Origin of the sequence: Paraburkholderia fungorum (genome assembly GCF_003610895.1) — a bacterium.
Classification (GTDB): Bacteria; Pseudomonadota; Gammaproteobacteria; order Burkholderiales; family Burkholderiaceae; genus Paraburkholderia; species Paraburkholderia fungorum_B.
The window spans coordinates 48303-66667 of record NZ_MCAS01000010.1 but is presented as its reverse complement, the minus strand read 5'-3'; the positions used below and the strand labels follow the sequence as shown (position 1 = coordinate 66667).

At 62.0% G+C, this 18365-nt stretch carries 18 protein-coding genes and 1 tRNA gene; 3 read left to right on the top strand and 16 right to left on the bottom strand.

Annotated elements, in window-relative coordinates; all coding sequences use genetic code 11:
• Positions 1-41: 41 nt before the first annotated feature.
• The 5 genes from BCY88_RS11400 to BCY88_RS11380 form a co-directional block, all read right to left on the bottom strand.
• Entirely contained in the window at positions 42-998 is a 957-nt protein-coding gene (locus BCY88_RS11400; protein ID WP_028199080.1) for a ribose-phosphate pyrophosphokinase, read from the bottom strand.
• Positions 999-1043: 45 nt separating this feature from the next.
• Positions 1044-1120: transfer RNA gene (locus tag BCY88_RS11395), tRNA-Gln, on the bottom strand.
• Positions 1121-1170: 50 nt separating this feature from the next.
• On the bottom strand, positions 1171-2052 hold the full coding sequence (ispE, locus tag BCY88_RS11390) for a 4-(cytidine 5'-diphospho)-2-C-methyl-D-erythritol kinase (RefSeq protein ID WP_120344352.1): 882 nt from the start codon (positions 2050-2052) through the stop codon (positions 1171-1173).
• Positions 2053-2121: 69 nt separating this feature from the next.
• Positions 2122-2754, bottom strand: coding sequence for a lipoprotein insertase outer membrane protein LolB (lolB, locus tag BCY88_RS11385; RefSeq protein ID WP_120344351.1), 633 nt, complete (start codon positions 2752-2754; stop codon positions 2122-2124).
• Positions 2754-4595, bottom strand: a complete 1842-nt coding sequence (locus tag BCY88_RS11380) for a tetratricopeptide repeat protein (RefSeq protein ID WP_120344350.1) — start codon at positions 4593-4595, stop codon at positions 2754-2756. The genes lolB and BCY88_RS11380 overlap by 1 nt, the downstream gene beginning before the upstream one ends.
• A gap of 87 nt (positions 4596-4682) precedes the next feature.
• On the opposite strand from BCY88_RS11380, the gene mutM reads away from it, so the two are divergent.
• Both mutM and mutY read left to right on the top strand, forming a co-directional pair.
• Positions 4683-5513, top strand: coding sequence for a bifunctional DNA-formamidopyrimidine glycosylase/DNA-(apurinic or apyrimidinic site) lyase (mutM, locus tag BCY88_RS11375; RefSeq protein ID WP_120344349.1), 831 nt, complete (start codon positions 4683-4685; stop codon positions 5511-5513).
• 61 nt (positions 5514-5574) lie between these two features.
• Entirely contained in the window at positions 5575-6636 is a 1062-nt protein-coding gene (gene mutY, locus BCY88_RS11370) for an A/G-specific adenine glycosylase (protein WP_120344348.1), read from the top strand.
• Between the two features lie 40 nt (positions 6637-6676).
• On the opposite strand, the gene BCY88_RS11365 is transcribed toward mutY, so the two are convergent.
• From BCY88_RS11365 to kdsD, 11 genes are all read right to left on the bottom strand, one after another.
• Positions 6677-7309, bottom strand: a complete 633-nt coding sequence (locus tag BCY88_RS11365) for an LON peptidase substrate-binding domain-containing protein (RefSeq protein WP_120344347.1) — start codon at positions 7307-7309, stop codon at positions 6677-6679.
• Positions 7310-7348: 39 nt separating this feature from the next.
• Complete coding sequence (gene rapZ, locus BCY88_RS11360) at positions 7349-8242, bottom strand: RNase adapter RapZ (protein WP_120344346.1); 894 nt, start codon at positions 8240-8242, stop codon at positions 7349-7351.
• A gap of 105 nt (positions 8243-8347) precedes the next feature.
• On the bottom strand, positions 8348-9316 hold the full coding sequence (gene hprK / locus BCY88_RS11355; protein WP_007179412.1) for an HPr(Ser) kinase/phosphatase: 969 nt from the start codon (positions 9314-9316) through the stop codon (positions 8348-8350).
• Positions 9317-9501: 185 nt separating this feature from the next.
• Positions 9502-10017 (bottom strand): PTS sugar transporter subunit IIA, encoded by a 516-nt coding sequence (locus BCY88_RS11350; protein ID WP_074285509.1) that lies wholly within the window; start codon positions 10015-10017, stop codon positions 9502-9504.
• A 301-nt stretch (positions 10018-10318) separates the two neighbouring features.
• Positions 10319-10675 (bottom strand): ribosome hibernation-promoting factor, HPF/YfiA family, encoded by a 357-nt coding sequence (gene hpf / locus BCY88_RS11345; protein ID WP_028199089.1) that lies wholly within the window; start codon positions 10673-10675, stop codon positions 10319-10321.
• 170 nt (positions 10676-10845) lie between these two features.
• Positions 10846-12363: an RNA polymerase factor sigma-54 gene (locus BCY88_RS11340; protein ID WP_120344345.1), complete on the bottom strand. Its 1518-nt coding sequence runs from the start codon at positions 12361-12363 to the stop codon at positions 10846-10848.
• Positions 12364-12548: 185 nt separating this feature from the next.
• Complete coding sequence (gene lptB / locus BCY88_RS11335) at positions 12549-13334, bottom strand: LPS export ABC transporter ATP-binding protein (protein ID WP_120344344.1); 786 nt, start codon at positions 13332-13334, stop codon at positions 12549-12551.
• Positions 13331-14002 (bottom strand): lipopolysaccharide transport periplasmic protein LptA, encoded by a 672-nt coding sequence (gene lptA, locus BCY88_RS11330; RefSeq protein WP_120344343.1) that lies wholly within the window; start codon positions 14000-14002, stop codon positions 13331-13333. Before lptA ends, lptB begins: the two co-directional genes overlap by 4 nt.
• A gap of 20 nt (positions 14003-14022) precedes the next feature.
• Complete coding sequence (gene lptC, locus BCY88_RS11325) at positions 14023-14631, bottom strand: LPS export ABC transporter periplasmic protein LptC (RefSeq protein WP_120344342.1); 609 nt, start codon at positions 14629-14631, stop codon at positions 14023-14025.
• A complete protein-coding gene (locus BCY88_RS11320) occupies positions 14628-15188 on the bottom strand; it encodes a KdsC family phosphatase (RefSeq protein WP_120344341.1) in 561 nt (186 codons plus the stop codon). The genes lptC and BCY88_RS11320 overlap by 4 nt, the downstream gene beginning before the upstream one ends.
• Entirely contained in the window at positions 15188-16171 is a 984-nt protein-coding gene (gene kdsD / locus BCY88_RS11315) for an arabinose 5-phosphate isomerase KdsD (protein WP_120344340.1), read from the bottom strand. The genes BCY88_RS11320 and kdsD overlap by 1 nt, the downstream gene beginning before the upstream one ends.
• A gap of 161 nt (positions 16172-16332) precedes the next feature.
• On the opposite strand from kdsD, the gene BCY88_RS11310 reads away from it, so the two are divergent.
• Entirely contained in the window at positions 16333-18336 is a 2004-nt protein-coding gene (locus BCY88_RS11310; RefSeq protein ID WP_120344456.1) for a monovalent cation:proton antiporter family protein, read from the top strand.
• The last annotated feature ends 29 nt before the right edge of the window (positions 18337-18365 follow it).

Genomic DNA, 18365 nt, shown 5'->3' with positions numbered 1-18365 from the left:
GGCGCGCGGTACTGCATGCCGCGCCGCGCCTTCGCAAATACTTAACTTTCAGCGAACAGCGACATCACCGAATCGCCGCGGCGAATCCGCGAGAACGTTTCGGCGAGCAGGCCGGCGCTGCTCAGCGAACGGATCTTGGCGCACGAACGGGCTTCTTCGCCGAGCGGGATCGTATCGGTGACAACGAGTTCATCGAGTGCGGAAGCGGCAATACGCTCGCCTGCACCGCCCGACAGAACCGGGTGGGTGGCGTAAGCGAACACCTGTTTCGCACCGCGTTCCTTCAAAACCTGAGCTGCCTTGCAAAGCGTGCCTGCGGTGTCGACCATGTCGTCCATGATCACGCAGGTGCGGCCTTCGACTTCGCCGATGATGTTCATCACTTCGGCTACATTCGCCTTCGGGCGGCGTTTGTCGATGATCGCGAGATCGCAATTCAGTTGCTTGGCCAATGCACGGGCACGCACCACGCCGCCGACGTCCGGCGAAACGACCAGCAGGTTCTCGTAGTTCTGCTTGCGCAGATCGCCGAGCAGCACGGGCGTAGCGTAGATATTGTCGACCGGGATGTCGAAGAAACCTTGAATCTGGTCGGCGTGCAGATCCATCGTAATGATCCGCTCGACGCCAGCGATTTCCAGCATGTTCGCCACGATCTTCGCCGAGATGGCGACACGCGCCGAACGCGGGCGCCGATCTTGACGGGCATAACCGAAGTAGGGGATGGCTGCGGTGATCCGGCCTGCGGATGCGCGCTTGAGCGCATCGACCATGATCATCAGTTCCATCAGATTGTCATTCGCCGGCGCGCAGGTGGACTGCAGGACGAAGACATCCTTGCCACGCACGTTTTCCTGAATCTCGACCTGGATTTCACCGTCCGAGAAACGGCTAACCATTGCTTTGCCGAGGGGAATACCGAGGATTTTGACGACTTCCTGTGCAAGCGCGGGATTTGCGTTGCCAGTAAAAACCATCAGGCCGTCATGGCTGCTCATCGTGCACCTACTTCAGGCTGGGGGCGAGGGAAATGCGAGAATTTTTGGCAGGGGAGGAAGGAGTCGAACCTTCGAATGCCGGAATCAAAATCCGGTGCCTTAACCAACTTGGCGACTCCCCTACACTAACTTTGAGCTTCACCGAACGAGGGAACGTTCGACGATGCAAAACTTATGACGCGAAAGCAAAGAGTGGATGCTGATCGAGACCTGCAGTCACTGCGCTGTTCCATTCGGCTGGCAGTCTGGCTTGCACCGATTCTGCTTCAGCTTTACTACGGAACGCTGCAAATACACTTGCACCTGACCCAGACATCCGCGCTGGCGCGATGGTTTCAAACCACCGCAGCACTCGCGCTACTTCCGCGTATTTTCCCACGACAACTTGCTGCATGTCATTCCGGCCGAAACTTTCTGGCCATTCAGTGTTGCAGCTAAGTTCTGCAGGAAAGTCCGTAATTATGAGGGGTTTCGAATCTCTTGTCAACGCTTTTTCGGAAAAAATCGCTGCAGTCGGAACATGAACCCTCGGCGTCACTACCAGGAAATGACGCGGCGGCAATTGTACAACGTCTAAAGCCTCTCCGACACCCTGTGCGAACGCATTTTTCCCAAAAACAAAGAATGGCACGTCCGCGCCGAGCTTCAATGCCAGCGCCTGCAACTCCAGTCGCGGCAAATCGAGTTTCCAGAGACGGTTCAGCGCGAGCAGCGTGGTGGCCGCGTCGGAACTGCCGCCGCCAAGGCCCGCACCCATCGGCAGGCGCTTGTCGATTTCGATATCGACACCCTCGGGAGAGCCGGTATGCGCTTTCAGGAGTGTCGCCGCACGCACGGTGAGGTCGTGTTCAGGCGGCACGTCGGCGATTTCAGTGCTGCGCGTGATGAGGCCGTCGTCGCGCCGCCTGAAGTGCAGCGTGTCGCCCCAGTCGAGCAACTGGAACACGGTTTGCAGCGTGTGATAGCCATCGGGCCGGCGGCCGGTGATGTGGAGGAAGAGGTTGAGTTTCGCTGGTGCGAGGCAATCGCGCAGCGAATCGGTCGTTTCAATCATGAGTCTGGGTTGCATGCGCCATCGCGGCGCGCAAGAAGCGGTAAGGGTTGCGCTCGTGAACAGGGGTGACTACTGATCCAGCACGAGCTTGATGTCGAGCGGTGGTTCCGAGCGGCTCAGGTTCAGGCGCTTCACGCCGGTGGCCGGCGCATCGGCATAGGCCAGGTAGTCGATCGTCCAGCCGTCCTGCATGATCTGCTTCAGACGCGAGGGCTGGTCCGGATCCTTCTCTGTCTTCGCGCGTGAAGTGGGCGCCGGCGAAGGCTGCAGCCAGTAGCGGAGCCCTTCGACCGGCAGCGCGAAGCCGAGCGCGTTCTGCATGAGCGTGGAGACGTTGTCGGCGGTGAGCGGCTGACGGTTGGGCAACTCGAGCGTGGCGGACGCAGGCGACGAGGTCACGATCGCGAGTGTCTGTCCAAGCGGATTGCGCAATTGCAAGGTGACCGTATCACCCGTTTCCTGCCAGGTGAAGTTGCCATAGGCATTGCGCTGCTGGCCGTTCTGATCGTTGTACTGGATCGCGAAACGGCCCTGATAAGCGCGGCTGGTCTGGGTGGAAACGGCTGTTGCCGCGTTCGATGTGGACGGCCCCTGCGGTTGCACCGATGCGCAACCGGCCAACGCGACAACCGCTGCCGCTACGAACCCGAGCGCAGCGCCACGCGGCGCCCGGGGATAAGAGATCAAGCGGGAAAGACGCATCAAAGATCGTTTACCTGAAGACGTTGCAGCGTTTTGACCAATGTGTCGTTGTCCGGTTCGAGCTTGCGCGCATCGCGGAAGGCAGCGCGGGCTTGATCCTGCGCTCCGGTTTTCCATAAGACTTCGCCGAGGTGCGCTCCGATTTCGGCGTTCGGCTGCAGGTCGTACGCTTTGCGCAGGAGCTTGATTGCGTCTGTCGTATTGCCCATCCGGTACTTGACCCAGCCGACGCTGTCCATGATGAACGCGTCGTTCGGCGCCAGTGACGATGCCTTCTCGATCAGCTTGTCGGCTTCCGGCAGGCGCAGGTTGCGATCGGCAAGTGAATAGCCGAGCGCGTTGTATGCCTGCGGATTGTCCGGCTGCGTCTGGATCAGCTTGCGCAGTTGCGCTTCCATGACATCGTAATGACCGGTCTTTTCGGCGGACATGGCGTAGTCATAGGTGAGATCGGGGTCGTCGGGGAAGGCGGCCGTTGCTTGTTGCAGGCGTGTTTCCGCCTCCGGGTAGCGCTTCGCGTCGAACAGAATGGCGGCGTCGGTGCGTGCGATCAGCGCCTGGTCGCGCGGATCGGGTGACTGCAGGCTGGCCAGCAACCTGCGCGCGTCGTCCGTCTTGCCCTGCTTGGCGAGCAATTGAGCCCGCGTGATCTGGGCCGGCATGAATTGCTGGCTTGAAGGAGAAACCTTGTTCAGCCAGTCGCTTGCGGCCGCTTCGTTCTTCTGTTCGAGCGCCAGTTGCGCAAGATAGATATACGCCTGGCCCGGATCGGCGCCCGGCGTTTTTTCAGCTTGCTGCGCGTACTGGGTCAGATAGGTCTGCGCGTCGTTGAAATTCTTCTGCTGGATCTTGATCAGCGCGAGCGCCATCAGCGGCGTGAGGTCGGCCGCGTTGTTCTTGTGCATGACCTCGAACTGCTTTTGCGCGTCGTCCAGACGGTCGCTCGCGAGATACATCTGGGCGAGCGCGAGACGCGCGTCATGCGATTTCGGATTCTGCTGCACATACTTTTCGAGCGACGCGATCCCTTCCTTGCGCTCCTCCGGACCCATCTGCGACAGCATCAGCGCGGCCGGCAGATAGTCGGGCTTGAGCGTGAGCGCCTGTTCGAGCGATTTGCGCGCACCCGGTGCGTCGTCGGAAACGAGTTGCTGGCGTGCGATGGCCAGTTGCGCCTCGGGCCGGTTCAGGTCGTTTTTCAGCAGGTCTTGCAACACGTGCAAGCCGCCGATCCGGTTGGGACCGCGCGAGAGCAGCAGCTGCAGCGCCAGAATCGCGCTGCCGCGATTGTCGGCCGGCACTTTCGCGAGTTCTCGCGCGAGTACCGGTTCGGCGTCGTCAGGTTTGCCTGACAGCACGAGCAGGGATGCGTCGAGTTGCGCGGCGCGTTCCGAATCCGGCGCATACTGCTGCCACAATTGCGCGGCGGCCAAAGCGTCCGATGGGCTTTGCGCGGCCAGCGCAATTTCCGTGGCGCGTTGCGCCATGCGCGGATCGTGCGTGTCGCGCGCGAGCGCGAGGTAGGTCTGGTAGGCGGGCGCCGGCTGGTCGCGTTGCAACGCGACTTCAGCGGCGAGCACCTGGAATACGATCTGGCTGGACAACGGCACGTTCGGCAGGGACTTCTGGTCTTCTGCCGTTGCCGGGCCGAGCGGGTCCGGCAGGGTGACGGAGGTGTCATCCGAGTCGGGCGATGGATCCTGCGCGTGCGCAGGCACGGCGGCCAGCGCCCAGACGGCGAGCGCGGCGGTACCGAGCATACGGCGAGCGGACACGGCCTGCAGCACGCGGGATGCGCTAGCCGGGCGCTTCGAAAACAGCTTCACGAAGGACAAGTTCATGGAAATCCGTTCAATGTTTCGGACGATTGTAACGCGCTCGCTACAATAAGCGCACAACCACTCACGCAAGTTGCAGACCAGTTAGACATGCCAGAGTTGCCAGAAGTTGAGGTTACCCGAAGGGGAATCGAACCGTATGTGTCCGGGCGCAAGGTTGAACGCGTCGATGTGCGCACGCCCGCGCTGCGTTGGCCGATTCCGGCGGACCTTGCGAAAACCTTGCGCGGCAGCGTGGTGCGCAAGGTAGAGCGGCGCGGCAAGTATCTGTTGTTCGAAATCGATGCCGGCTGGTTCATTGTGCATCTCGGCATGACCGGTACGCTGCGTGTGCTGCGCCATGTGCCGCGCCCGCCGGCTGCGGCGAAGCACGATCACATCGACTGGATTTTCGACGAATTCATTTTGCGCTATCGCGACCCGCGGCGCTTCGGCGCGGTGCTGTGGCACCCGCGCGAAACCGGCAATGTGCTGGAGCATCCGCTGCTCGCGGGCCTTGGTGTCGAGCCGTTTTCGCCGGCGTTTTCCGGCGCGCTGATGCACCGGCTCACGCGCGGGCGCAAGGTGTCGGTGAAACAGGCGTTGCTGGCGGGGGAGATCGTGGTCGGCGTGGGTAATATCTACGCTTCGGAAAGCCTCTTTCGCGCCGGTATCCGGCCCACCACCGCAGCGGGTCGCGTCTCGCTCGTGCGCTACGACCTGCTGGCGGACGCGGTGCGCGTCACGCTCGCCGCAGCGATCGAGAAGGGCGGCAGCACGTTGCGTGATTTCGTCGGCAGCGATGGCGAAAGCGGTTACTTCCAGCTCGACTATTTCGTCTATGATCGCGCGGGGCTGCCATGCCGCGTGTGTGGAACGCCGATCAAACAGATCGTGCAGGGGCAGCGCTCCACGTATTTCTGTCCCACCTGCCAGCGTTAATTCTTCAATGCCATCTCGTATAAGCCCGTCTGCTCCGTCCGCTGCGTCTGCTTTCCCGGTTATGTCTGATTTTTCCGCGCGGCTGATTGCGTGGCAGCGCCAGCATGGCCGTCATGACCTGCCGTGGCAGAACACGCGTGATCCATATCGCATCTGGCTGTCGGAAATCATGCTGCAGCAGACGCAGGTATCGACGGTGATTCCGTACTACGCGAAGTTTCTTGCGCGTTGTCCGGATGTGGCCTCGCTCGCCGCCGCGCCGGCGGACGATGTGATGGCGTTGTGGGCCGGCCTCGGCTACTACTCGCGCGCGCGCAATCTGCACCGCTGCGCGCAGGTGGTCGTCGAGCAGCATGGCGGTGCGTTTCCCGCGTCGGCCGACGCGCTCGCGGAATTGCCGGGCATCGGCCGCTCGACGGCGGCGGCCATTGCCTCTTTTGCATTCGGCGCGCGGGCCACGATTCTCGACGGCAACGTGAAGCGCGTGTTGGCGCGTGTATTCGGTGTCGAAGGTTTCCCGGGTGAAAAGAAAGTCGAGAATGCGATGTGGACGCTGGCGGAATCGCTGCTGCCGTCCAACGCATCGGAAAACGACGTCAGTGCGTACACGCAAGGCTTGATGGACCTCGGTGCAACGCTGTGTGTGCGCGGCAAGCCGGATTGCCTGCGCTGCCCGTTCGCCGTCGACTGCGTGGCCAACGTGACCGGACGTCAGCGTGTACTGCCCACGGCACGGCCAAAGAAAGCTGTGCCGACACGCCGCACATGGATGCTGGTGCTGCGCGACGGTAATGCGGTGATGCTGGAAAAGCGCCCGCCGTCAGGCATCTGGGGCGGCTTGTGGAGCCTGCCCGAAGCCGCTGACGAAGCCGCACTCGCCGAGCGCGCGCGCGCCTTCGGCGGCGAAGGCGCAGCCTCGCCGCTCGCGCCGCTTACGCACGTTTTTACGCATTTCAAGCTGGATATCGAGCCGCGGCTCGTCGAGCTGGATCGCGGTGCGGGCGCATTCTCCGCGCTAGGCGACGCGGATACCGCGTGGGTTCCACTAAGCGATCTCGACTCGTTCGGCGTGCCCGCGCCGGTGCGCAAACTGCTGGATGGCTTGCAGGGCTCGTTGATTTAAGCAATCACCAGCAAAACGATTCCGGGCAACCGACGCCGAATCAAAGTAGCTGATGCTGCTGCATATAGTGATGAACCACGTCGATTCGCGCGCCCGCGTCCTGCAATTCCATAAGCTTTTGCCTTGCGCGAAGGGCGATCGGCAGCACTTCCGCGAGCCGGTTCGACACCCATGACGGATCTTCCAGTCTGAACGGCTCCGCGAACGGCAAACTGTCGGGATCGCGTTCGCGGATCGTGGCGATGATCCGTTCGAGTACTTCCGAGCACGCGCCGAACTTGGCCAGTTGCTCATTGCCCTCGAGCGGTATGTCGTCGCCGAGCGGCTCCGCCATGCCAACCAGCAAACCGCTCGTTTCCACCCGATGCGACAGCAGGCGAAACCGCCGCGTGCCCCGTGCCCGAATCAGCAGCATGCCGAAGGCTTCGACATCGCACTCTTCGATTTCGGCGAGGCAGCCAATTGCTTCGGGTACCGAAGGCTCTTCAGCGCGCGCCACTTCGGCGCCGCTTTTCAGCAGACACACGCCGAACGGTGTTTTGTCGCGCAAACAGTCGCGCGCCATGTCGAGGTAGCGCGCTTCGAAGATTTTCAGTGGCAACAATCCATCTGGAAACAGCACCGTATGCAGCGGAAACAGCGGCACATCGGCAAGCACTGTAGAAGAAGACATGGCGCAACGCTTCGAGTTGAGGCCGCGCGATACGGCCGGTTAAGCCACTAACTTCGATGATTCGCCGATAGGAATCGGCGCATCGCGGTGCCGCACAATGACATTCGCCGACGTTGCGAGACGCGCGGCAAGCGTCTCCGCAATGAATACCGAGCGGTGCTGGCCGCCCGTGCAACCGATCGCGACCGTCAGATAACTACGATTGTCGTCGCGGAAATGCGGAAGCCATTTGACGAGAAACTTTTCGATGTCGTCGATCATTTCATGCACGACCGGCAGCGCATCGAGAAAATCCATCACCGGTTTGTCGAGGCCCGTGAGCGGCCGCAATTCATGATCGTAGTACGGGTTCGGCAGCGTGCGTACGTCGAAAACAAAATCAGCGTCGAGCGGCACACCGCGTTTAAAGCCGAAGGACTCGAACATCAGCACGAGCCCCGCATCTTCCTGTTCGATGAAGCGTTTCACCCATGCACGCAGCACGTTTGCGCGCAGATTGCTGGTGTCGATCTGGTGGCCAAACTCTGCGAGGCCTGCCACGAGTTCGCGCTCGCGTTCAATCGCTTCGGCGAGCGACGTCAACAGACCGACGTCCGCATCATGCGCGGTGGAACCGGACAGAGGATGGCGCCGGCGTGTTTCGGAGAAGCGTTGAATCAGCGACTGCGTGCTTGCGTTCAGGAAGAGTACACGTACGTCGTGGGCGCGCGACAGGTCGCGGATCATTGCGGGCATTTCGTCGAGCGAGGCGCTCGAACGCGCGTCGATAGCGACGGCGAGGCGTTCCTGGCCGTCGTCGGCGAGATAGTTGGCCAGTTGCGGCAGAAAACGCGGCGGCAGATTGTCGACGCAGTAATAGCCTGCGTCTTCAAGCGCGTTCAGGGCAACTGATTTGCCGGAGCCGGAAATACCGGTGATCAGGATTATGCGCATGGAGTCGTGGAATCCGTACAGTTCATCATAGCATCTGGTCCCCGTGCGCGTGCCGCGACAGCCGCCGTTTGCGGTCCTGACACAACGCCACGGGGTGCCGCGGATTCAGATCAATTTGCCGGGAAACTGGCTGTCCGGGTCCTGCATGGCGAGGCGCTGGCGATCCATGAAGTCGCGCAGCGTATCGATGCCGCGCAATTGCAGGATCGTGTTGCGCACGGCCGCTTCGACCAGCACCGCGAGATTGCGGCCGGCCGCAACCTGAATCGTGACTTTGCTGATCGGCAAGCCAAGTACGTCGACGGTCTGGCTTTCCAGCGGCAGTCGCTGGAATTCACCGTCGGGACGGCGCACCAGTTGCACGATCAGTTTCAGCTTCATTTTGCGGCGTACCGCGGTTTCACCGAAGATTGTCTTGATGTCGAGCAGGCCGAGACCGCGTACTTCGAGCAGGTTTTGCAGCAGCGGCGGGCAGCGCCCTTCGACGAAATCCGGGCCGAGGCGCACGAAATCCACCGCGTCGTCGGCGACGAGGCCGTGGCCACGGCTGATCAGTTCCAGCCCAAGTTCGCTTTTGCCGAGACCAGAATCGCCGGTGAGCAGCACGCCCATGCCGAGAATGTCGAGAAACACGCCGTGCAGCGTGGCGCGCGGCGCGAGAATGCGCGACATATAAAGGCGCAGGCTGTCGATCACCGCGGCGGCCGACATTGGCGTGGTGAAGAGCGGCGTGGACGAGCGCGTGCAGCGCAGCACCAGTTCAGGGGGTGCCGCGACGCCGCCCGCCACCACCAGAAATGGCGGTTCCAGCGCGATCAGCTCGGCCATGTGGCGCGAGCGGTCTTCGTCGGTTTGGCGCTTGTAGTAGTCGATCTCGGCGTCGCCGAGCACCTGGATCCGGTTCGGGTGGATCAGGTTCAAATGGCCGACGAGGTCGGCGCTCGACGTGGCATTGGCGACCGATTCCGAAGAAAAGCCGCGCTCCCAGCCTTCATGCCCCGTCAGCCAGCTCAGTTTCAGCGTGGCGGCGTTGTCGTCGAAAATGCTCTGGGCGTTGATGCTGGACGTATCCATGAGTCAGTGACTCCAGTGTGGGCCGCTTGCCGGGCAAAGAGGGGCGCTAACGCGGACCGTTTTTCTTGCTCAACTGTACCTGCACGCCGGCGGCGGGTAACCGGATACATGGCGGATACATGAGCGGACGCATAAGCAGGTGGATAAGCCGCCGGGTAAGCGGTCCGCGGACAATCGCCGATGCATCAAGGTTGCCACTGAGTGAGCAGGCGATGCAACGATTCGCGGTCTTCTTCCGTGTGCAGGCGCTCGCGGGCCTCGCGGTCGGACAGCAACTGGGCGATTTCCGAAAGGATTTCGAGGTGCTGCTGGGTGGCCTGTTCGGGCACAAGCAGGAAGATCAGCAGCGAGACCGGCTGGCCGTCGGGCGATTCGAAGGGGATGGGTTCGGCAAGCCGGACGAACGCGGCGAGCGGTTGCTTCAAGCCTTTGATCCGGCCGTGCGGAATCGCGACGCCTTCGCCGAGCCCCGTCGATCCGAGGCGCTCACGCGCAAACAGATTGTCAGTGACCGTGCTACGGGCGATGCCGTTCTGGTTCTCGAAGATCAGGCCCGCTTGCTCGAATACGCGCTTCTTGCTGGTGACCGATAGTCCGACGACGACGTTCTCGAGGGGAAGAAATTTGGCTAAACGATTCATGTTGACAGGCGAAAACGTGGCCTGGGTTCTCCTCGCTGGGGCGTTTGAGTGGTGTTCCATTCGTTTGATGCTCGCGGCGACGTGCGTTGGAGTCCGAAAGCACAGGACTCCGGCCGACCGTTTTCCCTTTGAGCTTGCTTGACCCCGATGGTAACCGGAACATTATAGATCAGGGTAGCCATGGATGGTGCGGCGCGCCATCCATGCATCATGGGTTTCTTCGCAGGATTGATCCGATCTGTGCCGCAGGGCGAGAAAGCGGTCCACAAACGAAAAACCGCCCGGTCTCGGGCGGTTTGGCTGAACAAATAACGGCAAATGGGGAAAACGAAGGAATGTGAAAAAAGCCTTCTAATCTTCCTTATTGCGGCGGCACATCCAGTAGCGGTGCCGGCTGGTACTTGATCGCGTCGTGCTGATGGCCTTGCAGGCGATCCTTATGGCGTATCACTTGCCGGTCGAGCTTGTCGATCATCAGATCGATCGCAGCGTAGAGGTCGCTGTCACAACTCTCGACGAAGATATCCTTGCCCTTGAGATGCAGGTTGATTTCAACCTTTTGACGCTTTTCCTTTTCCTTGTGGTTGTCGACCGAGAGGACCACACTGCCGTCGATTACCTGATCGAAATGTCTTAGCACCCTATCCAGTTTGGTGATCACGTATTCGCGCAACGCAGGCGTTACTTCGAGGTGGTGTCCACTGATCTGCAGATTCATAGTGCTTCTCCAAGCTAGAGGCCGCTTGTTCCGCACGATGACGAAGGTCCGGTCGATCTGTCGGCTTGCCTGAGTCGCCCCCCGGTGACTGACTTCTGGCAGGTCGCATCGGCCGGCCTGTCCGCCAACTGCGGAGCGGCCGGTAAATGCCCGTCGCGGGAGGCGGCGGGCTACAGAGACTTGCGCAGGTTGACTGCCGGAATCTTGAGTGCTTCGCGATACTTCGCAACGGTACGCCGTGCGACCACGAAGCCCTGTTCCGCCAGCAGTTCGGCTATGCGGCTGTCTGAAAGAGGAGATTTCGGGTTTTCCGCTCCTATCAGTTGCTTGATGAGCGCGCGAATGGCCGTGGAAGAGGCCGCGCCGCCCGTGTCAGTCGAAACGTGTGATCCGAAGAAGTACTTAAATTCAAGCGTCCCGAATGGGGTCAGCATGTATTTACCGGTTGTCACACGCGAGACAGTTGACTCGTGTAGGCCCAGCGTATCAGCAATTTCTCGCAAAACCAAGGGGCGCATGGCAATTTCGCCATGAACAAAAAAGCTCTTTTGACGCTCGACAATAGCCTGCGCGACCCGGAGGATCGTCTCGAACCGCTGCTGGATATTTTTGATCAGCCAGCGTGCTTCCTGCAGTTGCTGGCGCAACGATCCGCTGCCCGGATCGCCGCGGTTATTGCGCAGAATATTCGCGTACAGATGGTTGATCCGCAGCTTCGGCACCACTTCCGGGTTGAGTTCCGCCTGCCAGCCCTGTGCCGTTTTGCGCACCATGATGTCCGGCACGACATAGTCCGCTTCCGCCTTGCCGTAAGCGGCGCCGGGAAACGGCTCGAGCGAGCGGATCAGGCTATGCGCATCGCGCAGATCGTCGTCGTTCGCCTTCAGATGCTTGCGCAGGCGCGTGAAGTCGCGTGCCGCGAGCAGTTCCAGATGGTGGGCGACGATGTCGAGCGCAAGCGTGCGCGTAGGCGACTGGTCGAGTCGCAGCAATTGCAGCTTGAGACATTCGGACGCGGAGCGCGCGCCGACCCCTGCCGGGTCGAAGCTGTGCAGCAATGCGAGCGCGGCGTTCATTTCGTCGAGATCGACTTCGAGCTCGTCGGGCAGATCGGTCAGCACTTCGTCGAGCGTGGCGGCAAGGTAGCCGTCGTCGTCGAGCGATTCGATCAGGAACGTGATGAGTGCGCGGTCGCGTTGGCTCGCCTGGGTGACGCGAAGTTGCGCCATCAGGTGATCGCGCAGCGAGGTGCTCGACTCGTGGATTTGCAGCGGCGGCAGATCGTCGTCGTCTGAGGCATTGCCGGAGCGGCCGTAGTCGTCGAGGTTCCATTGCGACGCTTCGCCGCTGCCGTCGCTCGCGAGGCCGTTGTATTCATCCACGCCCTGCGGCTCGCCGTTATCGGCGCGCTCGCTGCTGCTGGTGGACGAAGACGAGCTATTGCCGCCCATCTGGTCGGGCGGTGCGGAGGAATTGGGCGCCTGGGCGATCAACGAACCGTCGGCCGCCACGCGCAGGGGGCTCGCGATCCAGTCGTCCTCGTTTTCGAGGAGCGGATTCTGCGAGATCGCCATTGCGACTTCCTGCTGCAGTTCGAGCGTAGACAGCTGAAGCAGCCGGATGGACTGCTGCAGTTGCGGGGTCAGCGCAAGATGCTGCGATAGGCGGAGTTGGAGGCTGGCTTTCATGGCAAGTTGAGATTCATTGTAGAGAGTTTGCCACGACCGCGATACATTGCGACATTCGCAATTACGCGTGCGCCCGTTTTCGGCGGCGCTGGGCGCGGGACGGCCCAGGTCAAAAATGCTGATGTGGGGATGCCGCAAAGGGTCCGGCGGGTGCGCGCTCGCATCGCCGGTAATCCCTTGTGCACTTACATGCGGAAGTGTTCGCCCAGATAGACGCGCCGCACGCTTTCGTTTTCGATGATGTCGCTTGGCGCACCGGCGGCCAGCACGCTGCCGTCGCTGATGATGTAAGCGTGATCACAAATGCCGAGGGTCTCGCGCACGTTGTGGTCGGTGATCAGCACGCCGATATTACGCTGCTTCAGAAATTTGACGATCTTCTGGATTTCCAGCACCGCGATCGGATCGACACCGGCGAACGGTTCGTCGAGCAGAATAAAGCTTGGATTGGTAGCCAGCGCACGTGCGATTTCAACCCGCCGGCGCTCGCCGCCGGATAGCGACAGTGCCGGATTCTCACGCAGGTGAGCGATCTGCAGTTCGTCGAGCAAGGCCTCGGTGCGGTTCGTGATGGTGTCCTTGCTGAGCCGCTTGCCGTTGTCTTCGACCTGCAATTCCAGCACCGCGCGAATGTTTTCCTCGACGGTGAGCTTGCGGAATACCGATGCTTCCTGCGGCAGATACGACAAGCCCAGCGACGCGCGCTTGTGAATCGGCAGCAAGCTGATCGATTTGCCGTCCAGATCGATTTCACCCGCGTCGAGCGGCACGAGGCCGACGATCATATAGAACGAGGTGGTTTTGCCGGCGCCATTCGGACCGAGCAGACCAACCACTTCGCCGCTTTTCACGTCGAGCGAGACGTCTTTGACGACGGTGCGCGAGCCGTAGCGTTTTTTCAGGTTACGGACCACCAGCGAACTGCTGGTGCCGGCCGGTTTGCGATTGGGGAGGGACGCGGAAGAACTCACTGACTCGGTGCTCCCTGGATCGTGGTGGACGGCGCGAGCGTGGCAGACGCGCCGTTCAACGGCACGGGGCCGCCATTGCGTGGCGACAGCATCGCGCGCACGCGGCCAGTCGGGTTGCCCGGGCTGGCGACGTCCTTGCCTGCCTTTGCGGTGTAGAAGTCGTTCTGGCCGTCATATGTGATGACGCTGCCGTGCACCTGATCCATTACCGTCGAGAGGCCTTGCAGGCGCTTCACGGTAGCGTTGGTGGTGAGCGTGGTCAGATCCTGCTTGCCGTCGTAGTCGATACGAACGGCCGTGCCTTCGATGTATTCATCAAGACCTTCGCGTTTCTGGCGGAAATACGACAGATTGCCGCCGCTCGATGTGCCGGTGGCGTACTGATAGCCCTGTGGGTCTTGCGTCACTTCGACCCGATCGGCCTTGATCACGATCGTGCCTTTGGTGGCGACCACATGGCCGGTGAAGATGTTGACCTGTTTGAGGTCGTCGTAAGTCATGTTGTCCGCTTCGACGTTCAGCGGCTTGTCCTTGTCGGCGCGGTCGGCGTGCGCAAGCGGCGCGAAGCCGGCGAGCGGCAACGCGACGATCAGCGCAGCGAGTCCGGCGCGGCACGCGGACAGGGTGCGCGAGCGGCCGGTGTCAAAACGGGGGAACGATTCGTTCATGCAGTCACGCCTGGAATGGATTACCCGGGTTGCTTGGGCGAGCTGGCGGAGCCTTCGGACGCGGCAATCGCGCCCTTCACATTGCCGAACAGCTGCATCACCCGGGTGACGTTGTTGTAGTTCATGCCGCTGGCAGTCATCACAGACATGCCGCGCTGAAGTTTAACCGGCTTTTCGGTCTCGATCACATCGTCGTTGACCAGCACCCTAAAATGCTGCGAATCGGCCTGCATCTGCGGATCGCCGTTGCCGGCGGCCCGTATGATGCGCGCGTTGTCGTATAAATTGACGATCGAGGCGTCGGCGTTGACCGTGCCGGTGTCGCCGGTCGCGGTGACAATCGGCTTGCCCGGCTGGAACGCGCGCATGGCCGGCTTGACCAGATCGCTCAGCTCGTCGTCCTCGTAATGAATGAGGGACTGGGCGGTCAGACGGTATTGCGTCGAACCCGATTGATCGAGTTCGGACACCGAGAAGTTGTCCGCGAAATAGTCGGGCGTGTGCTCCTTGGGGCGCACCAGGCTTTCGTTTGGCCGCGGCAGCGTGGCCTGCAGAAGCCACCACGTAATGCCGGCGAGCGCCGCCATTGCGACGAGCGGAATCAGCGAGGTCCAGCGAAACTGATTCATCCGACGAGGCCCCGCTGTTCGCCGCTACAGGCTGCCGCGAGCAGCGCTTCATATTTGTGCTGCGCGCGCAGCAGGGTGTCGCAGACTTCCCGTGCCGCGCCGTGGCCGCCGCGCGCCTCGCTGACCCAATGGGCACGCGCGATCACTTCAGGGTGCGAATTGGCCGGCGCCGCCGCGAAGCCGACCTTCAGCATCACGCCGAGGTCGACCCAGTCGTCGCCCATGTAGCCGCACTGTTCCGCTGTGAGGCCGGTTTGCTTGAGCAGGTCGGCAAACGCCTGGGGTTTGTCTTGCACGCCCTGATAGACGTGCGTGATATTCATTTCCTTCACCCGCGCCGCGACGATGCCCGATTTGCGCCCGGTGATGATCGCCGTCTCGATGCCGGCCTCGCGCAGCAGCTTCATGCCGTGGCCGTCCATGGAGTTGAACGCCTTCATGGTGTCGCCTTCCGCCGTAAACAGCAGGCCGCCGTCGGTCAGCACGCCGTCGACGTCGAAAATCATCAGCTTGACGCGGCTTGCGCGTTCAGTGGCGGTAAGGGGCGCGACGGGCATCAGATCACCTTCTTCGAAAACAGGTCGTGCATATTGAGTGCGCCGATCAGCTTGCCTGCCTCGTCGACGACCAGCATCTGATTGATGCGATGGCGCTCCATCAGTTCCACGGCTTCGACAGCAAGTTGATCCGGACCGATCGTGCGCGGGCCGGCGGTCATCACCGAGGCGATCGACAGTTCGCGGAAATCGCCGTCGCGTTCAAGCACGCGGCGCAAGTCGCCGTCGGTGAAAATGCCGGTCACGCGATCGTCGTGATCGACGATCGCCGTCATGCCCATGCGCTTGGCGGTCAACTGGAACAGCGCGTCGCGCACGGTGGCCGTGGGCGTCACCTTCGGTACCTGTTCACCGGTGCGCATCACGTCGCGGACATAAGTAAGCAGGCGCCGGCCGAGCGCGCCGCCCGGATGCGAGCGGGCGAAGTCGTCGCGGCCAAAGCCGCGCGCGTCCAGTACCGCGACCGCGAGTGCATCGCCGAGCGCGAGCGCGGCGGTGGTGCTGGCGGTGGGCGCAAGATTCATCGGACAGGCTTCTTTTGACACGCCAGAATTCAGATGCACGTCGGCGAGTTGTGCGAGACTCGATGACGGGCGGCCCGTCATGGCAATCAGCTTGGCGCCGAGCCGCTTGATGAGCGGCAGGATCGCCACGAGTTCTTCAGTTTCACCGGAATTGGACAGCGCGAGGAAGACGTCGTCTGCCGTGACCATGCCGAGGTCGCCGTGGCTTGCTTCCGCCGGGTGAACGAAGAACGCCGGTGTGCCGGTGCTGGCGAGCGTGGCCGCGAGCTTGCGGGCCACGTGGCCGGATTTGCCGATGCCGGAAACGACGACGCGTCCGCGGCAGCCCAGGATGAAGTCGACCGCCCCGACGAAACCATCGTCGAGTTGATCGCGAAGCGCGCGCACGGCGTCCGCTTCGATGTCGAGCACGTCGCGAGCGAGCGCGAGTGCCCGGTCGCCATTGATTTTCGCTATCATTCGCGGAGTATAGCAAAGGCGCTTGTTCGCCGCGCCGGGCCTGCTGTCCCTAGCCACTGCCTTTATTACTGTCTTTAACGGCCCCACAACCTTGTCGCACGGCGTTTGGCGTGCGCGGTTCCGCTGACGAACGAGGACGCTTTACCGATGCGTTTTTGCCGATGATTTCCCCGCTCGAAATGACGCTGTTCCTGCTGCTGGCATCGGTGGCGGGCGTGGTGGTCTTTCGCTTCCTGAATCTTCCGCCGATGCTTGGCTATCTGACGGTCGGCATCGTGGTCGGGCCGCATGCGTTCGGCCTGGTTCCGGATTCGGTGGGCGCACAGAACCTCGCCGAATTCGGCGTCGTGTTTCTGATGTTCTCCATCGGGCTGGAATTTTCGCTTTCCAAACTGCGCTCCATGCGCCGGCTCGTGTTCGGCCTTGGCCTGCTGCAGGTGATCGGCACGATTGCGGTGGCGGTCACGCTCGGCTTCGTGCTGGAGCGCTGGGTGCATATCACGTGGCAGGCGAGCGTGGCGCTGGGCGGCGCGCTGGCGATGTCGTCCACGGCGATCGTGAGCAAGATGCTGGCCGAGCGGCTCGAGATCGAAACGGAGCACGGCCGCAATATCTTCGGGGTGCTGCTGTTCCAGGATCTGGCCGTGGTGCCGCTGTTGATCGTCATTGCGGCGCTGGGCGGCGATTCGAAAGATCTCGTCAGCGCGCTCGGGGTGGCGGCCATCAAGATCGTCGTGGCTCTCGCCCTGCTGCTGATCGTGGGTCAGCGCTTCATGACGCGCTGGTTCAACGTGGTGGCGCGGCGCCGTTCGCAGGAACTGTTCATCCTCAATCTGTTGCTGGTCACGCTCGGCGCGGCGTTCATCACGGACAAATTCGGCTTGTCGCTTGCGCTCGGCGCGTTCATCGCCGGCATGTTGATCGCCGAAACGCCTTATCGGCATCAGGTGGAAGAGGACATCAAACCGTTTCGCGACGTGTTGCTCGGCCTCTTCTTCATCACGACCGGCATGCTGCTCAATCCGCGCGTGGTTTGGGAGCACCCGTTCATCGTGCTCGGCTTTCTGGTCGGCCCGATCCTGCTGAAGGCGGTGATGGTGACCGGGCTCTCGCGCCTGTTCGGGGCGTCGCCGGGTGTCGCGATGCGTACCGGTATCGGCCTCGCGCAAGCCGGCGAATTCGGCTTCGTGCTGTTGAACCTGATTCTCGACAAGCATCTCGTCGACGCCACCTTGTTGCAGGCGATTCTCGCGGCGATGCTGCTCTCGATGCTGGCCGCGCCGTTCCTGATCCAGAATGCGGATCGAATCGTGCTGCGGCTGTCATCGACGGAATGGATGATGCAGTCCTTGCAGATGACGCGTATCGCGACGCAGAGCCTGAAGCAAAGCGGCCACGTGATTATCTGCGGCTATGGCCGGGCGGGGCAGAATCTGGCGCGCATGCTGGAGCACGAGGGCTTGTCGTACGTGGCGCTGGACCTGGACCCCGATCGCGTGCAGGCCGCGGCGGCGGCGGGTGAATCGGTGGTGTTCGGCGACGCGGGGCGGCGCGAATCGCTGCTTGCCGCGGGTATCCATCGCGCCGCGGCGATTGCGATTACCTACGCGAACACGCCGTCGGCATTGCGCGTGCTGCACAACATTCACGAGCTGGAACCCACGCTGCCGGTGATCGTTCGTACCGTCGACGACGCCGACCTGGAAAAGCTGCTGGCCGCTGGCGCAACCGAGGTGATTCCTGAAATCGTCGAGGGCAGTCTGATGCTGGCTTCGCATACGCTGGTGCTGATGGGCGTGCCGATGCGGCGCGTGGTGCGGCGGGTCGAGGAAATGCGCGACGAGCGCTACGCGCTGCTGCGCGGCTATTTCCACGGCGCGGACGACGTCGAAGACGACGACGGTCACGAACAGGTGCGGCTACAATCGGTGCCGGTCGACGAAAACTCGGACGCGGTAGGCCGCACGCTGGCGGAACTGGGTCTGTTCGATCTGGGCGTCGAGGTGACGGCAATCCGGCGGCACGGTATTCGCGGCGTGGAGCCGGACCCGTCCACCAAGCTGCGCGCGAGCGACATTGTGGTGTTGCGTGGTCTGCCCGAACGGCTGGCCGAAGCCGAAGAGCGGCTTTCGAAGCATCGCCGGGCGGGCGCCGCCGCAGCCTAGCGCGTAAGGTTGGCGTGGCATGATCTCGC